The organism is Aeromonas sp. JL9 (genome assembly GCF_024436075.1).
Classification (GTDB): domain Bacteria; phylum Pseudomonadota; class Gammaproteobacteria; order Enterobacterales; family Aeromonadaceae; genus Aeromonas; species Aeromonas veronii.
Window position 1 is genome coordinate 1 of record NZ_JANFNV010000027.1, and the last position, 21,773, is coordinate 21,773.

The following is a 21,773-nucleotide window of genomic DNA, read 5'->3' on the forward strand; positions in this document are numbered from 1 at the left end:
ATGATTTTTCGTGTCATGCTGCCTATGTTGGGGTTGGCATCATTCGAATCAACTCGGTTTTGTTAGCGGCTCTTAGTGAAGTGGAGAAGTGGGAACGTAAACAACTGCAAAACCACAATTAACAACCCTAACTACAGGAGGCTCTCATGAGCACAAATAACACTCAACACACCGCTGCCTATCAAATCGTAGGTGCATTCATCAAAGTGAACGATGGTTTGACGAACCTCGGCACGATCAGTCGCGTTGCACACATGCAGCTCAATGATCCCGACCAGCCACATGCGCTGATGGCATGGTCCGACAGCAACTCATACCCGGCCATTATGTACAGGAGCAGTGACCGTCAAGAAATCGAGGAGCGCTTCAAAGAGGTCTCTAGTCTCGTGCTCAAGCAAAAGAAGCGCAAGTTCATCCGAACCAAGAAGTTACTGGTCGCAACAGACCTGATTGCCGGTTGCACCCCGATCGTAAAAGACGCCAATGTCTGGATCAGTATTTCCCTTCTGTTGCCAGACACCAAGCCCCTGTGGGTTGCATGCGACTCTAAAGAAGAACTTGATGCGGACATGGAGGCTATCGAACGCCAGCTAAGCGCCTAACCGTATTCCTTTTCAATAAAGGGTCTCCAAGGAGGCCCTTTTTTTTTACGAGCCAACACGCATGAAAAGACAAGAACAACCTACACATAATGCTGGAGACACGGCGGTGAACTTTTCCTACGCAGATACCGACCTGCTGCCGGAGCTTAATAACAGCCCCCTTCCCGATGACTACGGCATGCTCAACGACGAGCAACACCAGAGTGCATTGGCGCTCGCGATTGAAAGCGCACTCGACCCCTGCCAGTACATGAATGCTCCCTCACGCCTTCCTGACTGGATGATAGATGGCCTGAGTTCTGATGTGATTGCGGGAGACCCCGACATACCTGATTACCTGCTACCCGTGCAGGAGAATTCTACCAACAAGGCACTGCGGTTACGCACTCAGCATTATCTCAAACCGGGAGAGACAGTAACCCCGGCCAAAGGGGCTAGGCTCCATATCGGCATAGACAGCGAGTACGTTTACAATCCCGCGACAAAGCGTAACGACATTCTCTCCTACCAGTTCTTTGCTATGACAGAGAAAGGAGAACATTCAGACATCATTTACCCCGCATCCAATCGGATATCTGATCGCCTGAGTTTCGATAAATTCCTCGGCCACATCGTAGTGGTATGTAAGGAAAAAGGGTTACTCACGGAGTGGCCGAAACATGTCTTTGTGTATGCCCATTTCCTGCGGGCAGACCTTGCCTCGTTTGGCGACTTCTGGCAGTTCAAAACTCAGGTTAATGGCATTCGCCGAACAGTGGCGTCAGTAAACAATGCCTATGGCATCGATCTTGAGAACGTCTTGCACCGTCAAGCAAAACCGGCCCCGCTGATTTTGCGAGACAAGCAGCGTAAAGCACAAAGAACTTTGATCACCTTTGTCGATACTATGTTACACACCCCTGGTGGTGCGGGCCTTGCAGCCGTTGGTGAACTCATTGGCTTACCCAAATTGTCTCTCCCTGCGGGTCACTCTATTGATCGCATGGATGAACTACTTGCCAGCAACAAGGCAGCCTTTGAAGCTTATGCCCTGCGCGATGCCGAAATTGCAGTCAAATATGGCTTACAACTCCATGCATTCGCTAAGACACTGGGGCTTTCATCTCTGCCAAAGACGATTGGAGGCTGCGCCACATCGGTGTTCCTGAAACATCTGCGCGAAACGGGCCAAGACCGGGATCAGCTATTTGGAACTCATGAGGTGGTGCAAACTGGATGGAACAAGAATGCATCCAGACCTGTGACCAAGACGATTCGGGAAATGACCCCTGCTGCAAAGCTATTCGAGAGTCTTGCCATCGATTGCTACCACGGTGGACGAAATGAATGCTTTTGGGGTGGCGCGACCCCACTATCGCTCTTCAACGATTTTGACCTCAGCGGAGCCTATACCACAGGGCTCGTTGACCTTTTTCCCCTTGATTATGAGCGAGGGCGAATGACCACGAACACAGCCGACTTCTGTGGCCATGTCTTTGGTCTTGCTCGCGTTAAATTTAGATTTCCATACGGGACACGTTATCCCAGTCTACCAGTGCGTACTGGAATTGGCCTGTTGTTTCCCCTCACTGGTGAATCTTTCTGTACCGCACCAGAGATCGAGGTCGCACTCCGTATGGGTTGCCAGATTGAGATACATCAGGGTGTCATCATTCCTTGGGCAGATACGACGCAGCGCCTGTTTGAGCCCTTTGTCTCGCAGGTTCGGGAAAAACGCCAATCGTATGTGAAGAAATCCTTCGAAGAGCTACTTTGGAAAGAAATCGGTAACTCTCTCTATGGCAAGCTGGCTCAAGGTCTGAGGGGCAAGTCAGCCTTCGATACATCCAGTGGATTGAGCAAGCCCATTGAGCGCTCAGCCATCACCAACGCATTTTTTGCCGCGCATACAACCGGTCTGATCCGCGCTGTACTAGGAGAAATCCTCGCCTCTATCCCCACCCACAGGACAGTGGTGAGTGTCACCACGGATGGCTTCCTCACCGATGCAACCTATGACGAACTTGTGCTGACTGGCCCGATATGCCGCCGCTTTCAGGAACTGGGCGAACGACTGGATGGCCCTGGCTTTCGGATGCTGGAGCAAAAACACCAGGTTAAACAGGTCATCGCGATGAAGACTCGTGGTCAGCTCACAGCCGAAGGCGTTGAGGGTCAGCCCCAGATCCTGGCCAAGGCTGGGGTTAAGCCCCCCTGCTCTAAGGACCAGCATCAGGCGTACATGCTTGACCTTTATCTGAATCGTACCCCCGGTCAAAAAGTCGAGAATGACCATTTAATATCTACGGCTGAAATGTGGATCAATGAACGCGATCTCGTCTCCGTGAGCAGGTCAAAGACCCTGAATCTTGAGTTCGACTTCAAGCGGCAACCCATGCTGCCATCAATGCAGCACGTGCTGGGCACCGAGCATATTTGCTTTGATACACGCCCCTGGCCGACGGTAGCTGCCGCTATGGAGCAACGTGTGGTATTCGACAACTGGCGGCGGACGAACTGTCTGAAGACCCTCGATGACTGGGAGAGCTGGGAGGATTACTTCTCCTGCAAGGCGTCGATAAAAGGATTGCCAATGCGTATGACGGATGAGGGGTCGCTTGGCATCCTCAAGCGGGTTTTCCTGCGTGCTTATGCCCAGTCCGCTTTCGGTATGACGAAAACGATGGGGTACGATGAGTTGGCCGAATGGCTGACGGTCAATGGCTGCCCAACCAGCGTGGATGACTGTAAGTTAGCCAAACGCGCCAAGCTGGTCGGGCAGTGTGTACCGGTGACGACGCGCACCGTCCGCCTGGTACGGGTGATCCTGCAAGAGTGCCCAGGGATAGAGCTGGGGGCGCTGTTCAAGCCCGAGGACATGCCACAGCTCCAAAGCCGGTTGAATAACCCCAAGACCGGGATAGCGCAAATCACGCAGGATGCGCCGAGTCATGACGTGATAACCGACTGATTGATATAGCAATATCTGGTTAGTGTAATAAGGCGATTGGGGAAGCAACCATTATGTTGCTTCCCCTTCTCTTTTTTTACAGGCTCTGTGATGATGGCATGTGCTCCTGAATACTCACCCCCAGAGCCGTTTTAGACGCCCAATAGCCTGTCAGTGTGACCCATGGGCATGAATGGCAACAACGCAGGGGAAAACGGCTGGATGGGTGTTTAGAATCGCTTCTAGTGGAGCAGCTATACTACTTTCCACGCCATTCGAAAGTGATGTGTGACGTCATAGCTAACAACACAACGGCAAAGCCAACCGTCCATACAATAATCCCGACACTGAGCTCGGTCGCACGGTTGTTTCGCGTCGGTTGCTGCGCGTTGTGAGGCTGCAACCTTCTTCAATCACTAAACTGCGAAAAGTAGTCGATTACCTCTGCAGCCTGTGTCCCTTTCCGAAATCGACGTTGTGCCTCGAAGTCTATCGACGGGAGCAAATGTATGAGCTGTTCATTCGCGTATAGCGCTAATACCATCTCTGGGTCCAACCCTCTGGGCTGCTTCCTCTTTAAGCTATTCGTCATTTCAATGGCCGCACCGATCATCACATCAGCCAGCTGAACAGCTGGACTGATCTTTGAATCAACCTGACTAACTGACACAAGTTTAAGCGGGAACTTGATACTGGTGATTTCTGTCTGCCGGAACTCGACCTCGTCATCATGGTTAATGTACCGTTCGAGCAGATCATGATAAGTAAGCAGGTTTTTTGACTGGTCGTGTTCAACCCGATACGGCCCTTCAGACATGACTTCCATCCGGCTAATTAGCGACTGCAACACGATGAAAGCAGCATCGGTACCGACTCCTGGTGTTGCTATCGCTGACAGGCAAGAGGGTGCCGCATGGAACGCCAATGGTCCAAGGGCTTCTGGTAGTTCACGCCAGTTTGTGTTGCGTGCTGCGATGACGAGATCGGACAATGCCTCTGGGGTCTTTTCTTTCATTGCTCGCTGAAAGGCTGCCAGCAGCATGTCAAAGGCATTCTTACCCAACAGTGTAGGGCCTACGTAATACAGAAGCGATGCCAGCGAATAATTTTGTCCGTCCGCATAGAAATTTATTCCCCGCTCGTAGTAGAACGGCTCGACTGCGTAGTCCACGAACATCAGCAGCAGCAGGAAACGCTTGTCACAGACGTATGTTACACACTTGTAGTTTTTCAGGACGTCACTGAGCAAAGCGAGCAGTCGGGGGTGGTTCTTAGGTCTTCGTGCAAGCGACCTGTATTTGAGTTCTGGCGCCTGTAGCCCCGGGAAGTGTGTATTTATGAGAGACCTAGCATGCTCATCGCTGATCGCAATTGCAGCAGCGCCCTGAAAGGGCTGTTCAGCATTTAACAAATCAAAACCAGTATATCCGCTTTCATCGATCCGAAAACACTCCATTGGAAAACCTCCATTTTCTTGGGCTATCAGAACTCGTCCGAAAGTGTTCTGTCCACTATTTCCCATGAAAATATTTTATGAATTGATCATCAACGCAGGCCAAAATGCTTGATTAATGCATATTGTACACGACTTGGACCTGTTTTTTACGCCATCCATAAGCTCTTTATTATAAGAGAAATCGTATATGAACTTAGGTTCATCATCATTAATCTTGATTCCTAAAAATCCATACCAAAGCAACAAACTAAAAATTCTTCTTGCCTTCCCATCATTATCCTCACTGCTTGAGATCATTATTATGACCTCGTCTTCGCTGAGTTCTGACTTACACCCAATGAATGAATAAAGAATGTTCTCTGTATCTGCCGCTACGTCCCTTAGCTCATAGCCTATATCCCTGAGCAGGTCTGAAGAATATGCAGATAGACCTTTATCAATATCTGACTCACAAATGAGATCATGATTCAAATTAATAGCGAAGCTTTTGCAATGATTAATCAAATTAAGTAAAAAACGAGGTCTCATCAGAGATCTTTCAATCAAATACTGCGATGTTTCCTCACCTTTATAGTGACTAACAATAACTTTTAACCAAGCATCAGAAAACTTAGTGTTATTATCTAACCCATTTGAGACTATGCGCAATCTAACCATCTCCCTTAATAGATCAGGATCAGTCCAGTCTAGAAGGACACTAGCTTCTTTTCCCCTGTCCGCCGTTTCCTTAACCAACAATTCATAGACGTCATTCCTAAGGAATACTGCAGTTTTTACATCAAGATCTTTTTTACCAAAGACCCTCTCAATTTTTCTAGTCGCATCAATCAGGGCACGTATCATTAAAAGATCATTATGCTCTAAACCAGATGTGGGCCAGCCATTATCTATGTTATCAAACAATAACCATAACGTACCCTTGTTCTCCATATAAGACAGCAACTCTTGTCTTAATGATTTCACGTCATGTTTATAAAGAAGCTCAGTAACCTGTGAGGCAGATAGACTTACTTTTGTTTCACCCGAATGTAAAGACTCATATTCTGAGTAAATTTTTTCCATAAGCCCCGACATTCGCTCTGAAAAATCACCATCAGAATCATATTCCTCAACATTGTAAATTTGAGATAAACGTCTATATCCATCATACAAGGTGTGATCATGAATATGTCTTTTTTTGTCTTTTTCTAAAACCTTATAACAAATTTCCAGAAGTAAAACATACTCCCAAAAAGCTGTAATTGTGTGTAGATACGTCCCCTCCTCTAAGAAAGACAATATCCTTTCTTTAAACTTTATCAACTTATATCCGTCAGGTTTTAAATCCAAGACAATATTTAAACTTCGATTTCTTTCTCTTTCTATATCTCTAATCTGTAGAAATATTGCAGATTTCCCTGAGCCTTTCCTACCTATCACTAAGTGGGCTTCACCTCTTAACGCTTTTAAGTATTGATCTGTTTCTAAGTAATACGAGTTTAAGTCTCGCATTTCATTTTCAGCAGATGATGAGCCTAAGTTCAACTTTTTCAAGAAAGAACGTTCTGGCTGAATATGTTCTTCTGTTTGTACTTGGAAAGCCCGTGCCACATTACTAGCAAACTCTGCTATAAAATCATTTATTTCGTCCGGATGATAAGTGACATTTACAAAGTCACGATAATCAAGTGGGACTGGATCATCACCGTTTTGTAAAATGCAAATTGCTTTCTGCATACCCTCTGCTAAACCAGCTATGAATGCTGCTCTCATATTGTGACTATCACTACCAGCAGATATCTTTGATAGTAACGGAACGATGACACCGTATGACGATCCGACTTGGTTTATTGCATCGTATGCTGAAAGTCTTGGTTGCTCATTAGGATCAAAGTTTCTAAAAATGTAGCCTGACTTCTTAATTCTGGAAACTATGCGCCCAGACCAATCTGTTTTAAAGGGTGTTTCTAGCAAATAAATTGGTGCTTTGCGATTATGCTTTTCTTGTATTTCCAGAGGTGCTTTTTTTGAAGCCTCAAGTATAAATCGCTTTAACTCATATGAGTTTTGATATTCACAAAAACCAAGTGTATCAAATATTCCGACTTCTTCTATTGTTACTCCCATAGCTTCAATGCTTTTATTTTTCGTCAGCAGCACTCTTTTCGCACTGCCTATTGCATAGCCTATCTCGTAAGTTACATTAAAATTTAGAGTTGTAATATCAGCAATAAGAAAGTCAGCCTCATCAATACCTCTCAAAACCTCTGTAGATATGAAATGACCAACAATGTCCAGTTGTTTCCAAGTCTTGACCTCTATCTTCGACTGAGAACGATTGTAGTCTTCAACTGCCTGCTCTATACATTGCCCTATCTGAGCCGGTGTAGATGCATAAGCATAAAACCCAACAATGTCACCCATTCTGTATCTTCCTCTGATCTGTATTTTCTTATTGTTGGCTTACAATTAGCCCAAGCCTAATTGCTCAGACTTCCGATTGTGGAAAACACTAACTCATGATGCGTAAGAGTCCTACCTTATCACCTCATTGAGTTGATGAACATTTGCGAATATCACACTATGAGTAGTTGCTCAAACTTTCTTGATTACCGATGTTCAGGGGGCAAAGATGTTCAGGGTCTAACTGCGCAAACCATCCCTGCCGCGGAATAGAAAAACACCATAACCTATTGATATTTAATTAAAATAACGCAAGGTGGAATAACCCCATTGGGTATACACACATAATCTGTCTTTCTCCCTCCTCGCCGATGACAAAAAAACAAGCCTCCCAGCCACGGGCCGGGGGATACTTGTTTTGGGGGGGATGGTGGCTGAGAGGGACATCTGAAACAGACGAAGGATGGACTAACCTACTGAGCCGCTGACCGGTTTCGAGTTGGGTTAGTCCATGGCTCCTTGCCCTGCATGGAAAGGCAAACTCGGCAGCACCACTACCAGTGCCGAACCGCCGCTGGTTCCTGTTCCTCTCCTGTCCGGTGCGACGGTTACGCAGCCACTGAGACGGTAAACACGCCCATCTGGTAGTAACTGACGAAGTTCGACTCCCACATCGTATAGAGCTCCCTGGCCGACGCTGGTCCCATCTGGCCGTAACGGAGCAGGTAGTATTCTTTGCTCAAAAAGTTGAAGTCGATCTCTTTGACCAACTCCGCCATATCCTCCGGCCCCTGATAGCTAAAGTCCGTCACGTAATCGAACTGCCACTGGTCTTTACGCTTTAGCAGCCGTATTTCTACCGGATGGAACCCACCACGAACCGGGCCGTAATCCGGGTCTCGGAAGTTGAAGACCAGACTGGATTTTCCCTTCAGCACCATTCCAGATCTAACCAGTTCCTGATCCAGAATACTCATCAATGCCTGACTGACAGGCAGGGCAAAATCGCCCGCAAATGGGATCGTCATAATCACCTCAGATTGATTGTTTAGGGGGGCTCACCCTTGGACAGGTGAGTGCTATGCAGGGGTTATTCGATGGTAGAAGTTACGGTAGAGAGCTCATTGGTTAGCGAACCCCAGCGCTCAAGGTAATCAGGCACCAGTTCGTGCAGCATCGGATTGCCGTCAGCCTTCTGGATCAACTTCAGCCCGTCCGAGCGCAGAATGGCTGATAAGAATCCGGCGTTATTGGCGCTGCCCCCATTAAACAGTCGCTTCATAATGCTGGATTTAAAGGGCTTGTCTGCGGGCAAGGAGCGCAACACATCGTCAATCGCCGACAGCGCAATCCACTCCTTGCTATGCAGACCCCCACCCTGATTGCCTGTAATTTTCAGGAACAGCTCGCCACTCTCGTCATGACGACCAATGGCATAGAAAATCAGCCCTTCTGATCGGGCACTAAGTTTCTCGGCGGTATGGTTGAGCAGGGTGTGTATGGGTGCAGGGCCGCCGGGTGCAGACTCTGCGGTGTCGCCGGGTCCTGGCCTGGCCTTGTCGGCGTCAGCCGCAAGGGCTGGCGAGAGGGGGTCGGCGCAGCCGCTTGCTCCGGATGTGAGAGGGCTCTCGTCGGCTGGCGTGGCGCTGGCAGGTTTAGGGGTCTCTTCAACGCGGTTTTTACGGGGTCTTGTCATGATAGTTTCCTTACAACGTCGTTAGATAACCGGAGATTGCGATCTCCAGATCATCGCTAGATGGATCATAGATAAAGGGTCATAGAAAACGCGATAGCGTGACAGGACCGACTCCATCACTGTCACAGTGATCTCATTCGGTCCTTGGCGGATTGACGGTGGTGTGACTTAACCGGCAGTGCGGCTAATGCCGAGGTGATGACCGATAAATCATCCAGATAACCGGCAAATGGAATGGGATCTGGTACCACGTCGAACGGGTTTACCAGATAAGCCAGCGCACCGATGATGAGTGCATAGCACCAAACCGGCAGATCGCCATCCGTGAGCAGGACATACAAGAGCACAGCCTTTTCCAGCAGCTCCTTAATCCCCTTGATCTCTTTTAGCTTGCGCATGATGTCGCTATGGCTGGGATTACTCATGGTGCATCGCCTCCAGGGTGGTGTTCAGCGGTGCATCTGAGTGGATCAGTAGGTAAATCCCCGCCCCCTCATCGTTGAGGATGGCCAGCAGCAGACGCCAATCTTCGGATATGGCGAATTCTTGCTCCGGGTAACGCAAACCGAACATCACCTGATTCTGGGTATGCTGTGGCGTGGCCTGGAACTCATTCACCGAGTCCGTCATCTCGATAATGACCAGACTACAACCGGTCGTGTCCCAGAATGCCCTCGCCTCCTCTACTGATGAAAAGGGCTCAATAATTTGCTCCATGACCGAGACATGGAGTGCCGGGTAGGCCGCGAGCAATGTCTCCTCCGGCCATTCCATACAAGTTTTCATCGTGTTTCTCTCCAACAAAAAGGCCCTTAAGCTCAGATGAACTTAAGGGCCTGGGAACTGTGACATGTGGACCAACAGCCGATGTGACAGCGCTGTCTGGTTATTAATATCTGTTTATAAACAATACCTTTTCGGTCACTCCGCCTGGATCATAGACGAGAGACCTTCGCTGATATTGCGACTGCGCTCAGAGGTCAGCTTTGCATACCGCTGGGAGGATTGAATGCTGGCGTGGGCCAGTTGTGCCTTGACGTCATACAGGCTGTATTGCCCGGAAGAGACCAAGGCACTGGCGACAGAGTGGCGAGCCGTATGGAAGCAGACCTCATCGCGGTCTTCGATACCCGCTTTCTGCAACACCCGTTCATAGGCACATCTGGGTTCACCGATGGGCTTGCCCTGACAGCGAATATGCTGGCTCGCGAACACATAGGGATTACCGGCTATTCTGGGGAGCTTCTCCAGAATATCGATAGCCAGCGCACTCAGGTAAATGATCCGGCTCTTGCCATTCTTGGTTAGGGGTACGAACAGCGTCTTATCCTCCCAGTTCACATGTTCCCATTTAGCGAGTAGCACCTCTGACTTTCTTGCCCCCGTCAGATAGAGCATCGCGATGAAGCTGCCTGCGGCTTGATTACGGTCCTGCAACGCCGCCTCAATGACCCGTTTCATCTCTTCAATCGATAGGAAACGCGTCCTGGCATTGTCCTCCTTCAACAGCTTGATCTTGGCCGCCTCATTAGTCTCCAGAATGCCCCAGCGCACCGCATAGCTGCCCATGGTCTTTAACTGGGCCAATACCCTGTTGGCGGTACTCGGCGCGTAGGCCGTCTGCTGAGGGTTATTAGGGTGAACCATCTCCGATTGCAACTGCAGGACATCCATCGCCTTGAGCTGTCGGTAACGCATGGCCCCAAAGCGTGGTTCGATGTTGTGTTTAAACCGCTGAATATCGCTGCTGATCGACCGTTTGCCGATGGTCTTGAGGTGCGGCAAAAAGGTCTGCCAGAAGAACTCCGAAAGGGTGGGCTCAGTTTTGTAGCTATCCCGCTCTGCTACCGGGTCGATGCCTTCTGCCAACATCGCCTTGTACTTGCGGGCAATGGCCCTGGCTTGGCTCACGTCGATATCGCCGAATCGTCCTAGGGCGATGCTGCGCTTCTTGCCCTGGAGGGTATAGCGCAGTAGGAAACGCTTACTGCCCTGGCCTTTTCCTGACAAGAGCTTTAAGCCGATGACCTCTGTATCGGAGAACTCCAGTTCAGTAGCGCCAGCCTCTCGTTGTTGTGCGGGCAAAGCCTTGATGGCTGCATTGGTAAAGCGAAATTTGGTCTGCATAGATACCTCCGATGATGGGTTGGATCATGGGATTAATATCTGTTTCAAAGAGGATTCAATGCGGGTTTGGGAGGGGTGAAGAGGAAGGGGTAACTGTGAGCGGCACTTGTGTCAGCACCAGAGACAGACCCCGGAAAGGTCCGGAGCAGTGGCCTACCAAACGTCCTTGGCTATGTTGGAAGACTGAGCAGGTTGTTCGCAACGAGTAGCAGGAAGTAGTAAGTCGCTTAGACAAGAAATGGACAAGAAAGGAAAAGCGAGAGAGGGAAAACGCTGGGAAGCAGAAACAAAAACGACGCCATGAGGCGTCGTATCTGTTTAATCTGAAAGGCTTTTTCTTTAATCTTAATGGTGCCCGAGGCCGGAATCGAACCGGCACGACGCGAACGTCGAGGGATTTTAAATCCCTTGTGTCTACCGATTTCACCACTCGGGCACCGCAATCGGTATCAAGCTCGCGTGGCGGGCTTGTCAATATGGAGGCACGTTCCGGAGTCGAACCGGACTAAACGGATTTGCAATCCGCTGCATAACCGCTTTGCTAACGCGCCATGCAAAAGAGAGTTGGCTCTCTATTGTCTGAATTTGGAGCGGGAAACGAGACTCGAACTCGCGACCCCGACCTTGGCAAGGTCGTGCTCTACCAACTGAGCTATTCCCGCATTGGTCTGGCTGACTGCCTGACTACGAGGACGCATTCTAGCGATGTTCCTCGCCCAGTCAACCAGAAATATTTAATTACCTGATCGTTCGGGCATTTTTTGCCCTTTTTGAACAGTTTTAGCGCCTTTGGCCGTTTCCTGCCTCAAATCAGCGGAAACCTCACCTTGCGGCGCAGGTGACTCACAGGTTGGCGTGGTGGGTCAAATCGCCCCAGGCGGCCTTCATGTACTGGAACATCGACCAGAAGGTGAGCACGGTGGCGACATAGAGCATCACATAGGCGAGCCACACCATCCAGACGTTGTATTGCCAAATCAGACCGGTGAGCGACACCATCTGGATCATGGTCTTCCACTTGCCAATCCAGCTGACCGCCACCGAGGAGCGTTTGCCGAGCTCGGCCATCCACTCACGCAGGGCGGAGATGATGATCTCGCGGCCAATCATGGTCATGGCGGGGATGGTCACCCAGATGGTGTTGTAGTGTTCGACGATAACCACCAGTGCGGCGGCGACCATGATCTTGTCGGCAACCGGGTCAAGGAAGGCGCCAAAGGCGGTGGACTGATTGAGCTTGCGAGCCAGATAGCCATCAAACCAGTCAGTGGCAGCGGCCAGAATAAAGATGATGGCGGCAGCCAGATAGGACCATTGATAAGGCAGATAGAACAGGATGACGAAGACGGGAATGAGCAAAATCCGGAAAAACGTCAACAGGTTAGGTATGTTTGTCATTATTTTCAGCCACTTCTTGTACGTCGCTACATAGTGCGCCAAAGCCGATTTGCGATGCAACCGCACTGGCGCCCGTCTTGGTCTTTTTAATCCATCAATCTTCTCAAAATGCGAAGGCCATTATGGCATTTACGGCCCCCCCGCGTCACGGCTCTTGTGCATCAAGGAGTTAGCGATTTTGCCATGCCGCTAACCCTGCTCAGGCGCTGTGCAAGCCATCGTGGATGGTCTGGGCCAGCTCCTGACTGATGCCGGGAACCTTGGCCAGTTCATCCACGCTCGCCTTTTTGACCTCCTGCAGGCCGCCCAGATATTTGAGCAGCGCCTGCCGCCGCTTTGGCCCCACCCCCGGAATATCCTCCAGACTGCTGCTGGTGCGGGCCTTGGCCCGTCTGGCCCGGTGGCCGGTAATGGCAAAACGGTGAGATTCATCGCGAATATGCTGAATAAGGTGCAAAGCGGGCATATCTGCCGGCAAATGCAGCTCTTCGTGGCTCTCCCCCATGATGAGTGTTTCCAACCCTGCCTTGCGGGTGACCCCCTTGGCAATCCCCACCAGCAGCGGATATTTGCCGCCGAGAAACTCCAGCTGACGGGCCAGGATCTCTTCGGCGCGGCGCAACTGGCCGAGGCCGCCGTCGATAAACAGCACGTCCGGCACCTTGTCCGGCTCCTGCTGCTTGCCAAAGCGGCGCTCCAGCGCCTGCTCCATCGCCGCGTAGTCATCACCGCCAGTGATACCGTCGATATTAAAACGACGATATTCCGATGAGAGCGGCCCCTCCCGGTTGAACACCACGCAAGAGGCCACGGTGCGCTCCCCCATGGTGTGGGAGATATCGAAACACTCCATGCGGGCGATGGGACGCTCCAGCTCCAGCAGCTCTTCCAGCTGGTCGTAGCGGGCGGTGATGGTGCTCTTGTGAGCCAGCCTCGAGCGCAGCGCCGTCTCGGCGTTGATGGAGGCGAGCTTGATAAAGCGGGCCCGTTCGGCGCGGGTACGGCTCACCACCCGCACCTTGTAGCCTGCGGTCTGGCTCAGGGTCTCGGCGATGACGCTCTCATCCTCCAGCGCCACATCGAGCAGCACCTCACTCGGGATCTGCCGCCCCCCTTGCCCCGAGAGATAGAACTGCAGCAGGAAGGATTGCACCACCTCGTCGAGCTGGGTATCGGCCGGCACTTTCGGGAAGTAGCTGCGCGAGCCCAGCACCTTGCCCTGACGGATAAAGAGCACGTGGATGCAAGCAGCGCCTTGCTGGAAGGCGACCCCCACCACATCCAGCTCGTCCAGCACGTTGCCGCTCACCGACTGCTGCTCGGTGACCCGGCGCAGCGCCAGGATCTGATCCCGATAGCGGGCCGCCTCTTCAAAGCGCAGATCGCCGCTGGCGGACTCCATCTTGCCCACCAGCTCGCCAATCACCTGCTGGTTCTTGCCCGCCAGAAACAGCTTGGCCAGCTCCACCTGCTGGGCATATTCGGCCTCGCTCACCAACCCGGGTACGCAAGGGCCAGCGCAACGCTTGAGCTGATAGAGCAGACAGGGACGGGTGCGGTTGGCATAGACCGCATCCTCGCACTGGCGTACCGGAAAAATCTTCTGCATCAGATGCAAACTCTCACGCACCGCGCCGCCAGAGGGGTACGGGCCGAAGTACTCTCCTTTGATCTTGCGGGCGCCGCGATGCACGCCGATGCGTGGATGCTGGTGCGCGGTGATGATGATCCAGGGGTAGGATTTGTCGTCCCGCAGCAGCACGTTGTAGCGGGGCTGGTACTGCTTGATGAGGTTGTGCTCGAGGATCAGCGCCTCGGTCTCGGTGTGGGTAACGGTGACCTGGATATCGGCGATCTGTCGCACCAGGGTGCGGGTCTTGATGCTGTCGACGTTGGTGCGAAAGTAGGAAGCGAGCCGCTTTTTCAGATCCTTGGCCTTGCCCACATAGATCACGGTGCCACCGCTGTCATACATGCGGTAGACGCCACTTTGATGGGTGACGGCGCTCAGAAACGCCTTGCTGTCGAAGAGATGTTCGGGAGAGAGGGTCATCAGCTACTCGGCTCACACAAAGGCAAAAATTGACGGGCAGAGCATACTGCCCCCGCCGCCTGAAAAGCAAAAGGGCAGAAAAGCAAAAAGGCGGCACGCGCCGCCTTTGTGACCACACGCCACCCGATTAGAGGGTATCGGCATCCAGCATGCCATAGCGAATGGCCAGATGGGTCAGTTCCACGTCACCGTTGATCCCCAGCTTGCTGAACAGACGATAGCGGTAGCTGTTGACCGTCTTCGGGCTCAGGTTGAGCTGCTCGGAGATATCGGTCACCTTCTGCCCCTTGGTGATCATCATCATGATCTGCAGCTCGCGCTCGGAAAGGGACTTGAAGGGATTCTCGTCAGCGGAGGCAAACTGGCTGAGGGCCATCTGCTGGGCAATCTCCGGGGAGATGTAGCGCTGACCGGAGTGCACCAACCTGATCGCCTGGATCATCTCGTCAGGGGCAGCACCCTTGGTCAGGTAACCGGCGGCGCCGGCCTGCATCACCTTGGTGGGGAACGGATTTTCTGAATGAATGGTCAGCACTATGATGCGCACATCGGGGCGGATCCGCAGAATTTTGCGGGTCGCTTCCAGACCACCAATACCCGGCATGTTCATGTCCATCAGGATCACGTCCGGATGGTGTTGGCGACAGAAAGTGACTGCTGTCTCGCCGCTCTGTGCTTCGCCCACCACCTTGATCCCGCGCACATCTTCAAGAATGCGTCTTATCCCTGTACGCACCAGCTCATGATCATCGACCAGGAATACATTTATCACCCAAACACCCCGTTTTATCTCGTTTTAGCCGCCCGGTTAGGGTTAACAGGGCGTCTTGCATCATAACCAAACTCGTCGCTTTGGCAAACCATGCACGCCAAAAGTTTGAGAAAACCCATGTTTAACGTTTAAAATCAAATAATTATATAAATTTTCAAAACAAAAAACGGTGCCTTGCGACACCGTTTTTCATGACGTTAGTGCTGTGGCCATCACTTGGCCAAAAAGGCCCGCACCTTCTCAAGATCGGCCTGGGTATCCACCCCGACCGGCGGCGCTTCAAGGGCCTGGGCGACGTGGATCTTCTCCCCGTACCAGAGCACCCGCAGTTGCTCCAGTGCCTCGACCTGCTCCAGCACGCTCGGTGCCCAGTCTACGTAACGCTGGATAAAGCCGGCGCGATAGGCGTAGATACCGATATGACGCTGGTAGTGGTCACCAATCTGCTCATGGCTCTTGGCAAAGCGATCCCGATCCCAGGGAATGCTGGCGCGACTGAAGTAGAGGGCGTAGCCATCCTTGTCAGTCACCACTTTCACTGCGTTCGGATTGAACGCCTCTTCGGCATCCTTGATCGGCACCGACAAGGTCGCCATCGGCGCCGTGGCAGCGGCCAGATTGTCCGCCACCTGACGAATGATGGCGGGCGGAATGAGCGGCTCATCCCCCTGCACATTGACGATGATGGTATCGGCGGCAAAGCCGTAGTGACGGCACACCTCGGCCAGACGCTCGGTGCCGGACTGGTGATCCGGTGAGGTCATGCACACCTCGACGCCGGTGCTCAGCAGTGCCTGCTGTACCCGCTCGTCATCGGTGGCAACGATCACCCGATCGGCACCCGATTGCAGGGCTTTCTCCACCACGTGCTGCACCATGGGCTTGCCATGGATATCCGCCAGCGGCTTGCCCGGCAGACGAGTTGACGCATAGCGGGCAGGAATGACGACGACGAAACTCATGACGGCAGCTCATCGCTGTTGAGCGGACGGGCACGGTTCTCCAGTAGTACCGGGATCCCCTCTTCCAGCGGATAGGCCAGCTTGTCAAAGCGGCAGACCAACTCATGAACTGCTTTGTTGTAATGCAGCTTACCCTTGCAGACCGGGCAGGCGATGATGTCGAGCAACTTGATGTCCAAAGCCAAAACGATACTCCTTCAACGATGTCGCGCTGGCGGCTTCATCACGCCAGCGATGGATGTCGAGCAACCAGCTATTCCATGCGGGGCATATTTCCCCCCTGCTCCCCCGCCGAGGCGAGAGAGATTAATCTTGTGCCTTGGTTACGCCTTGCGCCTTTCCACTCGTGTTCAGCTTGTGCAGCAGGGAATCGAGCAGGGAGGCGGGCAACTCGGCACTGACCGGCAGATACCACCAGTTTTCGAGGGCAAACGGACGACACTTGACCGCATCCTTCTCGGTCATCAGCAGCGGCTTGCTGGCAAAGCGGCCCACCAGCTCATCCCGATCGAAGGGGTGATGATCGCCGTAGGCGGCCTGCTGATCCAGCTGGTAGCCGAGCCCTTCAAGGGTGGCAAAGAAGCGGGGCGGATGACCGATCCCCGCCAGCGCATCGACTGGCCCCGACAAGGGGGCTGCCAGCGGGGCATCGTCGCGCACCCGGCGCGGGGTGTCGGCGACCAGTTGCATGGGGTACTCCCCCTTGCCCGGCTCGCCGCCGTTGCAGATGATGGCGTCCACCCGTTTGAGACGAGTGATCGGCTCGCGCAGCGGCCCCATGGGCAGCAGGCAGGCGTTGCCGAAACGGCGCGCTCCGTCCACCACCACCAGCTCAATGTCGCGGGCCAGCCCGTAGTGCTGCAGACCGTCGTCGGTGATGATGATATCCACTTCACCGCTCTGCTCCAGCAGTCGTACCGCGTCGGCTCGTTTCGGGGCAACCACCACGGGGCAGCGGCAGCGCCGGGCAATCAGCACCGGCTCATCCCCCGCCTGCGCCGTGGTGCTGGTCTCATCCAGACGATAGGGGTAATGGGGCGCCTTGCCACCATAACCACGGCTCACCACCCCGGGGCGATAGCCGCGGGCTTGCAACTGCTCCACCAGCCAGACCACCACCGGCGTCTTGCCGTTGCCCCCCACCGAAATATTGCCCACCACAATGACCGGCAAGGAGGAGCGATACCCCTTTCGCCAGCCATGACGATAGGCGTAGCGGCGGGTGCCGCTGATGATGGCGAACAGCAGGGCAAAGGGGGCCAGCAACCAGCGCCAGCCACTTTTGCGATACCAGAGCCGTTCCAGCATCAGGCCTTGCTTCCCGCGTTGCCAAACTGAATGGCGCGCAGCTGGGCATAGGTGCCGCGCTGCTCCATCAATGCTTCGTGGTTACCGCGCTCGACGATATGGCCTTCGTCGATCACCAGGATCTCGTCCGCCTTCTCGATGGTAGATAGGCGGTGAGCAATCACCAGCGAGGTACGGGCCTTGCAAAGCTCGTCGATGGCCGCCTGAATGTGGCGCTCGGACTCGGTATCGAGGGCCGAGGTGGCCTCATCCAGCAGCAGAACCGGCGCATCGCGCAGCAAAGCCCGCGCAATGGCAACACGCTGGCGCTGACCACCGGAGAGGGATGCACCGTTCTCGCCAACCACAGTGTCATACCCGTTGCTCATCTTGCTGACGAACTCGTCGGCATGAGCGATACGGGCGGCCTGCACGATCTGGTCGCGGCTGTATTTGTCTTCTGCCGCGTAGGCGATGTTGTTGGCCACCGAGTCGTTGAACAGGTGGACATGCTGGGAGACCAGCGCGTACTGCTTGCGCAGTTCGCTCAACTTGTATTCGCGGATGTTGATGCCGTCCAGCAGGATCTCGCCCTGATCGATGTCGTAGAAGCGGGTCAACAGGCTGGCTATGGTACTCTTGCCAGAGCCGGAACGGCCCACCAGCGCCACCGATTTACCCGCCTCCACCTTGAAGCTGACGTTGTGTAGCGCCGGGGTGTCCTTGGTCGGGTAGGTGAAGGTGACGTTGCGAAACTCGATCTCGCCGCGGGCACGCTCCAGAGTGCGGGTGCCGGTATCCCGCTCCGGCTCGGTGTCGAGCAGGCCAAACAGGCTGTGGCAGGCGGTGATGGCCCGCTGGAACTGGTTGTTGACGTCGGTCAGGCTTTTCAGCGGCTTGAGCAACATCATCATGGAGGTGATCATGACGGTAAAGGTACCGGCAGTCAGGGTTGATTTGACGCTGTCAATGGTCGCGACATAGAGGAAGGCCGCCAGCGCGATGGAGGCCACCATCTGCACCACAGGGCTGCCGATGGCATCGGCGGCGACCATCTTCATGGTCTGCTGGCGCATGTTGTTGCTGACCTGGAAGAAGCGTTTCTCTTCCACCTTCTGGCCACCAAACATCAGCACCTCTTTGTGCCCTTTGAGCATCTGCTCGGTGGAGGTGGTGATATCCCCTACCGCCTGCTGGATGTGACGGCTGATCTGGCGGAAACGGCGGCTGATAAGTCCGATGATGACCCCTACCAGCGGGCCAACCACCAGGAAAATCACCGACAGCTGCCAGGAGTGCCAGAACATCAGGCCGAGCAGACCGACCACGGTCGCCCCTTCCCGCACCAGGGTCACCAGCGTGGTGCTCGCCGCCGAGGAGACCTGACTGGCGTCATAGGTCACCTTGGAGAGCAGATGACCGGTGTTCTGACGGTCGAAGAAGCTCATCGGCATCGCCACCATGTGATTGAACACCTGCTGTTGCAGACGCATCACGACGTGGTTGCCGACCCAGGCCATGCAGTAGTTGGAGAGAAAGTTGGCGACACCGCGCAGGGCCACGATGCCGAGGACGAAGAAGGGCATCCATTTCAAAACGGTGCTGTCGTTGCCATTGATGCCCTGATCGATCAGCGGCTTGATGGAGTAGACAAAGGTGGTATCCACGGCGGCGTAGCCCAGCATCCCGATGATGCCACCGACCAGGCCCAGCTTGCGATCACGGACATAACCGAGCAGGCGTTTGAATACTGGCCAGCTCTCTTGTGAGGTTTCTTGTTGCATGAATAGCCGTTAGTAATGGAAATGACGGGCTATTCTAGCCAAAGCGCAGGCTTACACCAAGCGCCGCCACCTATATCGCATTCCTACACGGCAGAAATGGCCGATTATTGCTCAAACCACACTCGCGGTCGCCACCACTCGCCACTGCGCCGGTACCAAGGCCCCAGATCTCGCTCGGCGGTGACGCTCAAGCCCTCTGCGGTGGGTTCGACCAGCATCGCCCCTTGCTGACCGGTGATCCACTGGCGGGCATCCCGATAGCGGGCTACTACATCGGGACGGGGAAAGCCCCACTGATTCATAAAACCGGCGCTGTGGATCACCTCCTTTGCCGCCACCGCCGCGACAAACGAGGGTGTGGAGGAGGTGCGACTGCCATGATGGGGGCTCACCAGCAAGGTGCTGGCCAACCCCTCCCCCTCCAGCGCCACCAGTCGTTGTTCGGCCTGCCGTTCGATATCGGCGCTCAGCAATATGCTGCGCTCGCCATCGCTGATGCGTACCACGCAGCCATCGTTGTTACGCCCACCGCCTGGGTATTCGGGCCAGAGCACCACAAACGAGAGCCCCTGCCAGCGCCACTGTTGCCCACGCTGGCACAGGGTGGTTCCCTCACTGAAGGGGTAAGAGGAGAACTCGTGACGCACCGGCATGGCGCTGAGCAGTCGCTTGCGATTGCCGGCATGGTCCCGATCCTTGTGGCTGATGATGAGGCGATCGATGACCCGGATCCCCAGATGGCTTAGCTGGGGCAGGATCACCGCGTCCGCCATGTTGTAGCCTCCGGGATAGCGATCACCTGTGTCATAGAGGATGGCACGCTCCCCCTTGCTGATCAGCACCGCCAACCCCTGCCCCACATCCAGCACCCGTAGTTGCCAGCGGACTGGCGTTGGCCAGAGCGCCAACAACAGCGCACACAGACCCGGTAGCAACAGCCAACGTGCCGGGCGCCACTGCGCGGCGAACCAGAGCAGCAACAGCAGGGTGCAAAGCGGCAGCCACCAGCCGGGCAGTGGCCACCACAGTTGCAGTTGCTCGGAAAGCCAGTTCAGGATCGTCAACACCCACCCGAGCCCCAAATCCGCCAGCCAGAACAGGCCGTAGGCAAGCGAGGTGGAAAGCGGCGCCAGCAGCACACCGATCAGGGCCAGCGGGATGATGGCGATACAAAAGAGCGGCACCGCCAACAGGTTGATCACCATGGCAAGGGGCGCTATCCCCTCGAACAACGCCAGTTGCAGCGGCAGCAGACCGAGTAGCAGCCAGAGCTGGATCTGCCAGAGCCCCGGCTTGTCGTGGAGATATCCCACCAGCAGCAAGATGGCCACCGCCAGAAACGAGAGCCAGAAGCCGGCCGAATAGAGGGCGAAGGGATCCCAGAGGGTCAATACCACAAAGGCCCACAGCCAGATGCGCCAGGCCGGCCACTCTCGCCGGCTCCAGCGCAATACACTCCACACCAGCACCATGATAAGAGCCCGTTCGGTGGCCACCGCAAATCCGGCCAACGCACTGTAGACGGCGGCAAACAGCAGGGAGGTGATGATGGCGCCGCGCAGACCAAACAGCCTGCCCAGCCACCACCCAAGCACCGCCACCAGCGCGATGTGTTGCCCTGAGATGGCGATGATATGGGTCAGGCCGCTGCCGCGAAACAGCTCCCACTGGGCATCCGTGATGCCGCTCTGCTCGCCAAAAGTGAGCGCCGCCAGCAAGGGGGCATGGTCAAGCGGACGCCAACTCTCGGTCGCGGCCCCCAACCAGCGTTCACGCCAACCCGCAGGTGCCTGTTGAATATCTATCACCCGACGCAGATTGCCAGTGGCGGTGATCCCCTTGCCCAGCAGCAGACGCCGCCCATCCAGCCCCGCCTCGTTGGCAAGACCGTGAGCCGGTTTCAACGAGGTCACCAGGGTGATCCGGCTGCCTACCGTCATGGCGGGTAATGCCTGATAGGCATTGACCCGGATCAGGGGCTCAGGTGTCACCGGTTGCTCGTCGAGGGTGCTCACCCGCAGCAGCAGCCGGACAAATTTATCCCCCTCGGGCTCTGCACTTTGCAGCTGTGCGGTTATCATGTGGCTCGTCTGATCGCCCAACCGCTCCAGCCAGGCCAGCCGATAGGCAAGATTGGCCTGCATCCAGAGGATGCCGAGCAGGAGAAACAGCCACCGCCAGGCACGGCAATATGCAAGGGGGATCAGCAGGGACAGCAACAGGCCCCCCCATGCGAGTGAAGGTAACCATGGCCAGAGCAGTGAGGAGCTTGCCCCCAGGGCAAACGACAACAGACGCAGATCCATGGAGCAAGTATTTAGCAAG

At 54.3% G+C, this 21,773-nt stretch carries 17 protein-coding genes and 3 tRNA genes; 2 read left to right on the top strand and 18 right to left on the bottom strand.

The genetic code is table 11. The annotated features are described in order from the left end of the window. Window positions 1-146: 146 nt before the first annotated feature. Both NOM06_RS16405 and NOM06_RS16410 read left to right on the top strand, forming a co-directional pair. Complete coding sequence (locus NOM06_RS16405; RefSeq protein ID WP_255912383.1) at window positions 147-602, top strand: hypothetical protein; 456 nt, start codon at window positions 147-149, stop codon at window positions 600-602. Between the two features lie 61 nt (window positions 603-663). Next, entirely contained in the window at window positions 664-3,552 is a 2,889-nt protein-coding gene (locus NOM06_RS16410; RefSeq protein ID WP_255912384.1) for a hypothetical protein, read from the top strand. A 388-nt stretch (window positions 3,553-3,940) separates the two neighbouring features. Here the strand turns inward: NOM06_RS16410 and NOM06_RS16415 are convergent, their stop codons facing one another. The 18 genes from NOM06_RS16415 to NOM06_RS16500 form a co-directional block, all read right to left on the bottom strand. Next, window positions 3,941-4,987 (bottom strand): DUF3800 domain-containing protein, encoded by a 1,047-nt coding sequence (locus NOM06_RS16415; RefSeq protein WP_255912385.1) that lies wholly within the window; start codon window positions 4,985-4,987, stop codon window positions 3,941-3,943. Between the two features lie 75 nt (window positions 4,988-5,062). Continuing rightward, on the bottom strand, window positions 5,063-7,390 hold the full coding sequence (locus tag NOM06_RS16420; protein ID WP_255912386.1) for a P-loop ATPase, Sll1717 family: 2,328 nt from the start codon (window positions 7,388-7,390) through the stop codon (window positions 5,063-5,065). A gap of 587 nt (window positions 7,391-7,977) precedes the next feature. Then, entirely contained in the window at window positions 7,978-8,397 is a 420-nt protein-coding gene (locus NOM06_RS16425; protein WP_255912387.1) for a DUF2787 family protein, read from the bottom strand. A 62-nt stretch (window positions 8,398-8,459) separates the two neighbouring features. Next, window positions 8,460-9,065, bottom strand: a complete 606-nt coding sequence (locus NOM06_RS16430; RefSeq protein WP_255912388.1) for a hypothetical protein — start codon at window positions 9,063-9,065, stop codon at window positions 8,460-8,462. Between the two features lie 122 nt (window positions 9,066-9,187). After that, on the bottom strand, window positions 9,188-9,490 hold the full coding sequence (locus tag NOM06_RS16435; protein ID WP_025201450.1) for a YkvA family protein: 303 nt from the start codon (window positions 9,488-9,490) through the stop codon (window positions 9,188-9,190). Beyond that, window positions 9,483-9,839, bottom strand: a complete 357-nt coding sequence (locus NOM06_RS16440; RefSeq protein WP_255912389.1) for a hypothetical protein — start codon at window positions 9,837-9,839, stop codon at window positions 9,483-9,485. The genes NOM06_RS16435 and NOM06_RS16440 overlap by 8 nt, the downstream gene beginning before the upstream one ends. A gap of 147 nt (window positions 9,840-9,986) precedes the next feature. Then, on the bottom strand, window positions 9,987-11,192 hold the full coding sequence (locus NOM06_RS16445) for a site-specific integrase (protein ID WP_255912390.1): 1,206 nt from the start codon (window positions 11,190-11,192) through the stop codon (window positions 9,987-9,989). 349 nt (window positions 11,193-11,541) lie between these two features. Then, a tRNA-Leu gene (locus tag NOM06_RS16450) sits at window positions 11,542-11,628 on the bottom strand. Window positions 11,629-11,669: 41 nt separating this feature from the next. Further along, window positions 11,670-11,743: transfer RNA gene (locus NOM06_RS16455), tRNA-Cys, on the bottom strand. 35 nt (window positions 11,744-11,778) lie between these two features. Further along, window positions 11,779-11,854, bottom strand: a tRNA-Gly gene (locus tag NOM06_RS16460). A 181-nt stretch (window positions 11,855-12,035) separates the two neighbouring features. Beyond that, complete coding sequence (gene pgsA, locus NOM06_RS16465; protein WP_031227442.1) at window positions 12,036-12,590, bottom strand: CDP-diacylglycerol--glycerol-3-phosphate 3-phosphatidyltransferase; 555 nt, start codon at window positions 12,588-12,590, stop codon at window positions 12,036-12,038. 199 nt (window positions 12,591-12,789) lie between these two features. Next, the gene (gene uvrC / locus NOM06_RS16470; protein WP_255912391.1) at window positions 12,790-14,643 is read right to left on the bottom strand and encodes an excinuclease ABC subunit UvrC; all 1,854 of its coding nucleotides are present in this window, start codon (window positions 14,641-14,643) and stop codon (window positions 12,790-12,792) included. A 127-nt stretch (window positions 14,644-14,770) separates the two neighbouring features. Next, window positions 14,771-15,415, bottom strand: coding sequence for a UvrY/SirA/GacA family response regulator transcription factor (gene uvrY / locus NOM06_RS16475; protein ID WP_005337448.1), 645 nt, complete (start codon window positions 15,413-15,415; stop codon window positions 14,771-14,773). Between the two features lie 212 nt (window positions 15,416-15,627). Further along, window positions 15,628-16,377, bottom strand: a complete 750-nt coding sequence (gene kdsB / locus NOM06_RS16480; RefSeq protein ID WP_201906360.1) for a 3-deoxy-manno-octulosonate cytidylyltransferase — start codon at window positions 16,375-16,377, stop codon at window positions 15,628-15,630. Beyond that, on the bottom strand, window positions 16,374-16,562 hold the full coding sequence (locus tag NOM06_RS16485) for a Trm112 family protein (protein ID WP_005347033.1): 189 nt from the start codon (window positions 16,560-16,562) through the stop codon (window positions 16,374-16,376). Before NOM06_RS16485 ends, kdsB begins: the two co-directional genes overlap by 4 nt. A 121-nt stretch (window positions 16,563-16,683) precedes the next feature. After that, on the bottom strand, window positions 16,684-17,685 hold the full coding sequence (gene lpxK, locus NOM06_RS16490) for a tetraacyldisaccharide 4'-kinase (RefSeq protein WP_255912392.1): 1,002 nt from the start codon (window positions 17,683-17,685) through the stop codon (window positions 16,684-16,686). Further along, on the bottom strand, window positions 17,685-19,448 hold the full coding sequence (gene msbA, locus NOM06_RS16495) for a lipid A ABC transporter ATP-binding protein/permease MsbA (RefSeq protein WP_255912394.1): 1,764 nt from the start codon (window positions 19,446-19,448) through the stop codon (window positions 17,685-17,687). Before msbA ends, lpxK begins: the two co-directional genes overlap by 1 nt. 104 nt (window positions 19,449-19,552) lie before the next feature. Continuing rightward, window positions 19,553-21,754: a DNA internalization-related competence protein ComEC/Rec2 gene (locus tag NOM06_RS16500; RefSeq protein ID WP_255912396.1), complete on the bottom strand. Its 2,202-nt coding sequence runs from the start codon at window positions 21,752-21,754 to the stop codon at window positions 19,553-19,555. Window positions 21,755-21,773: the final 19 nt, after the last annotated feature.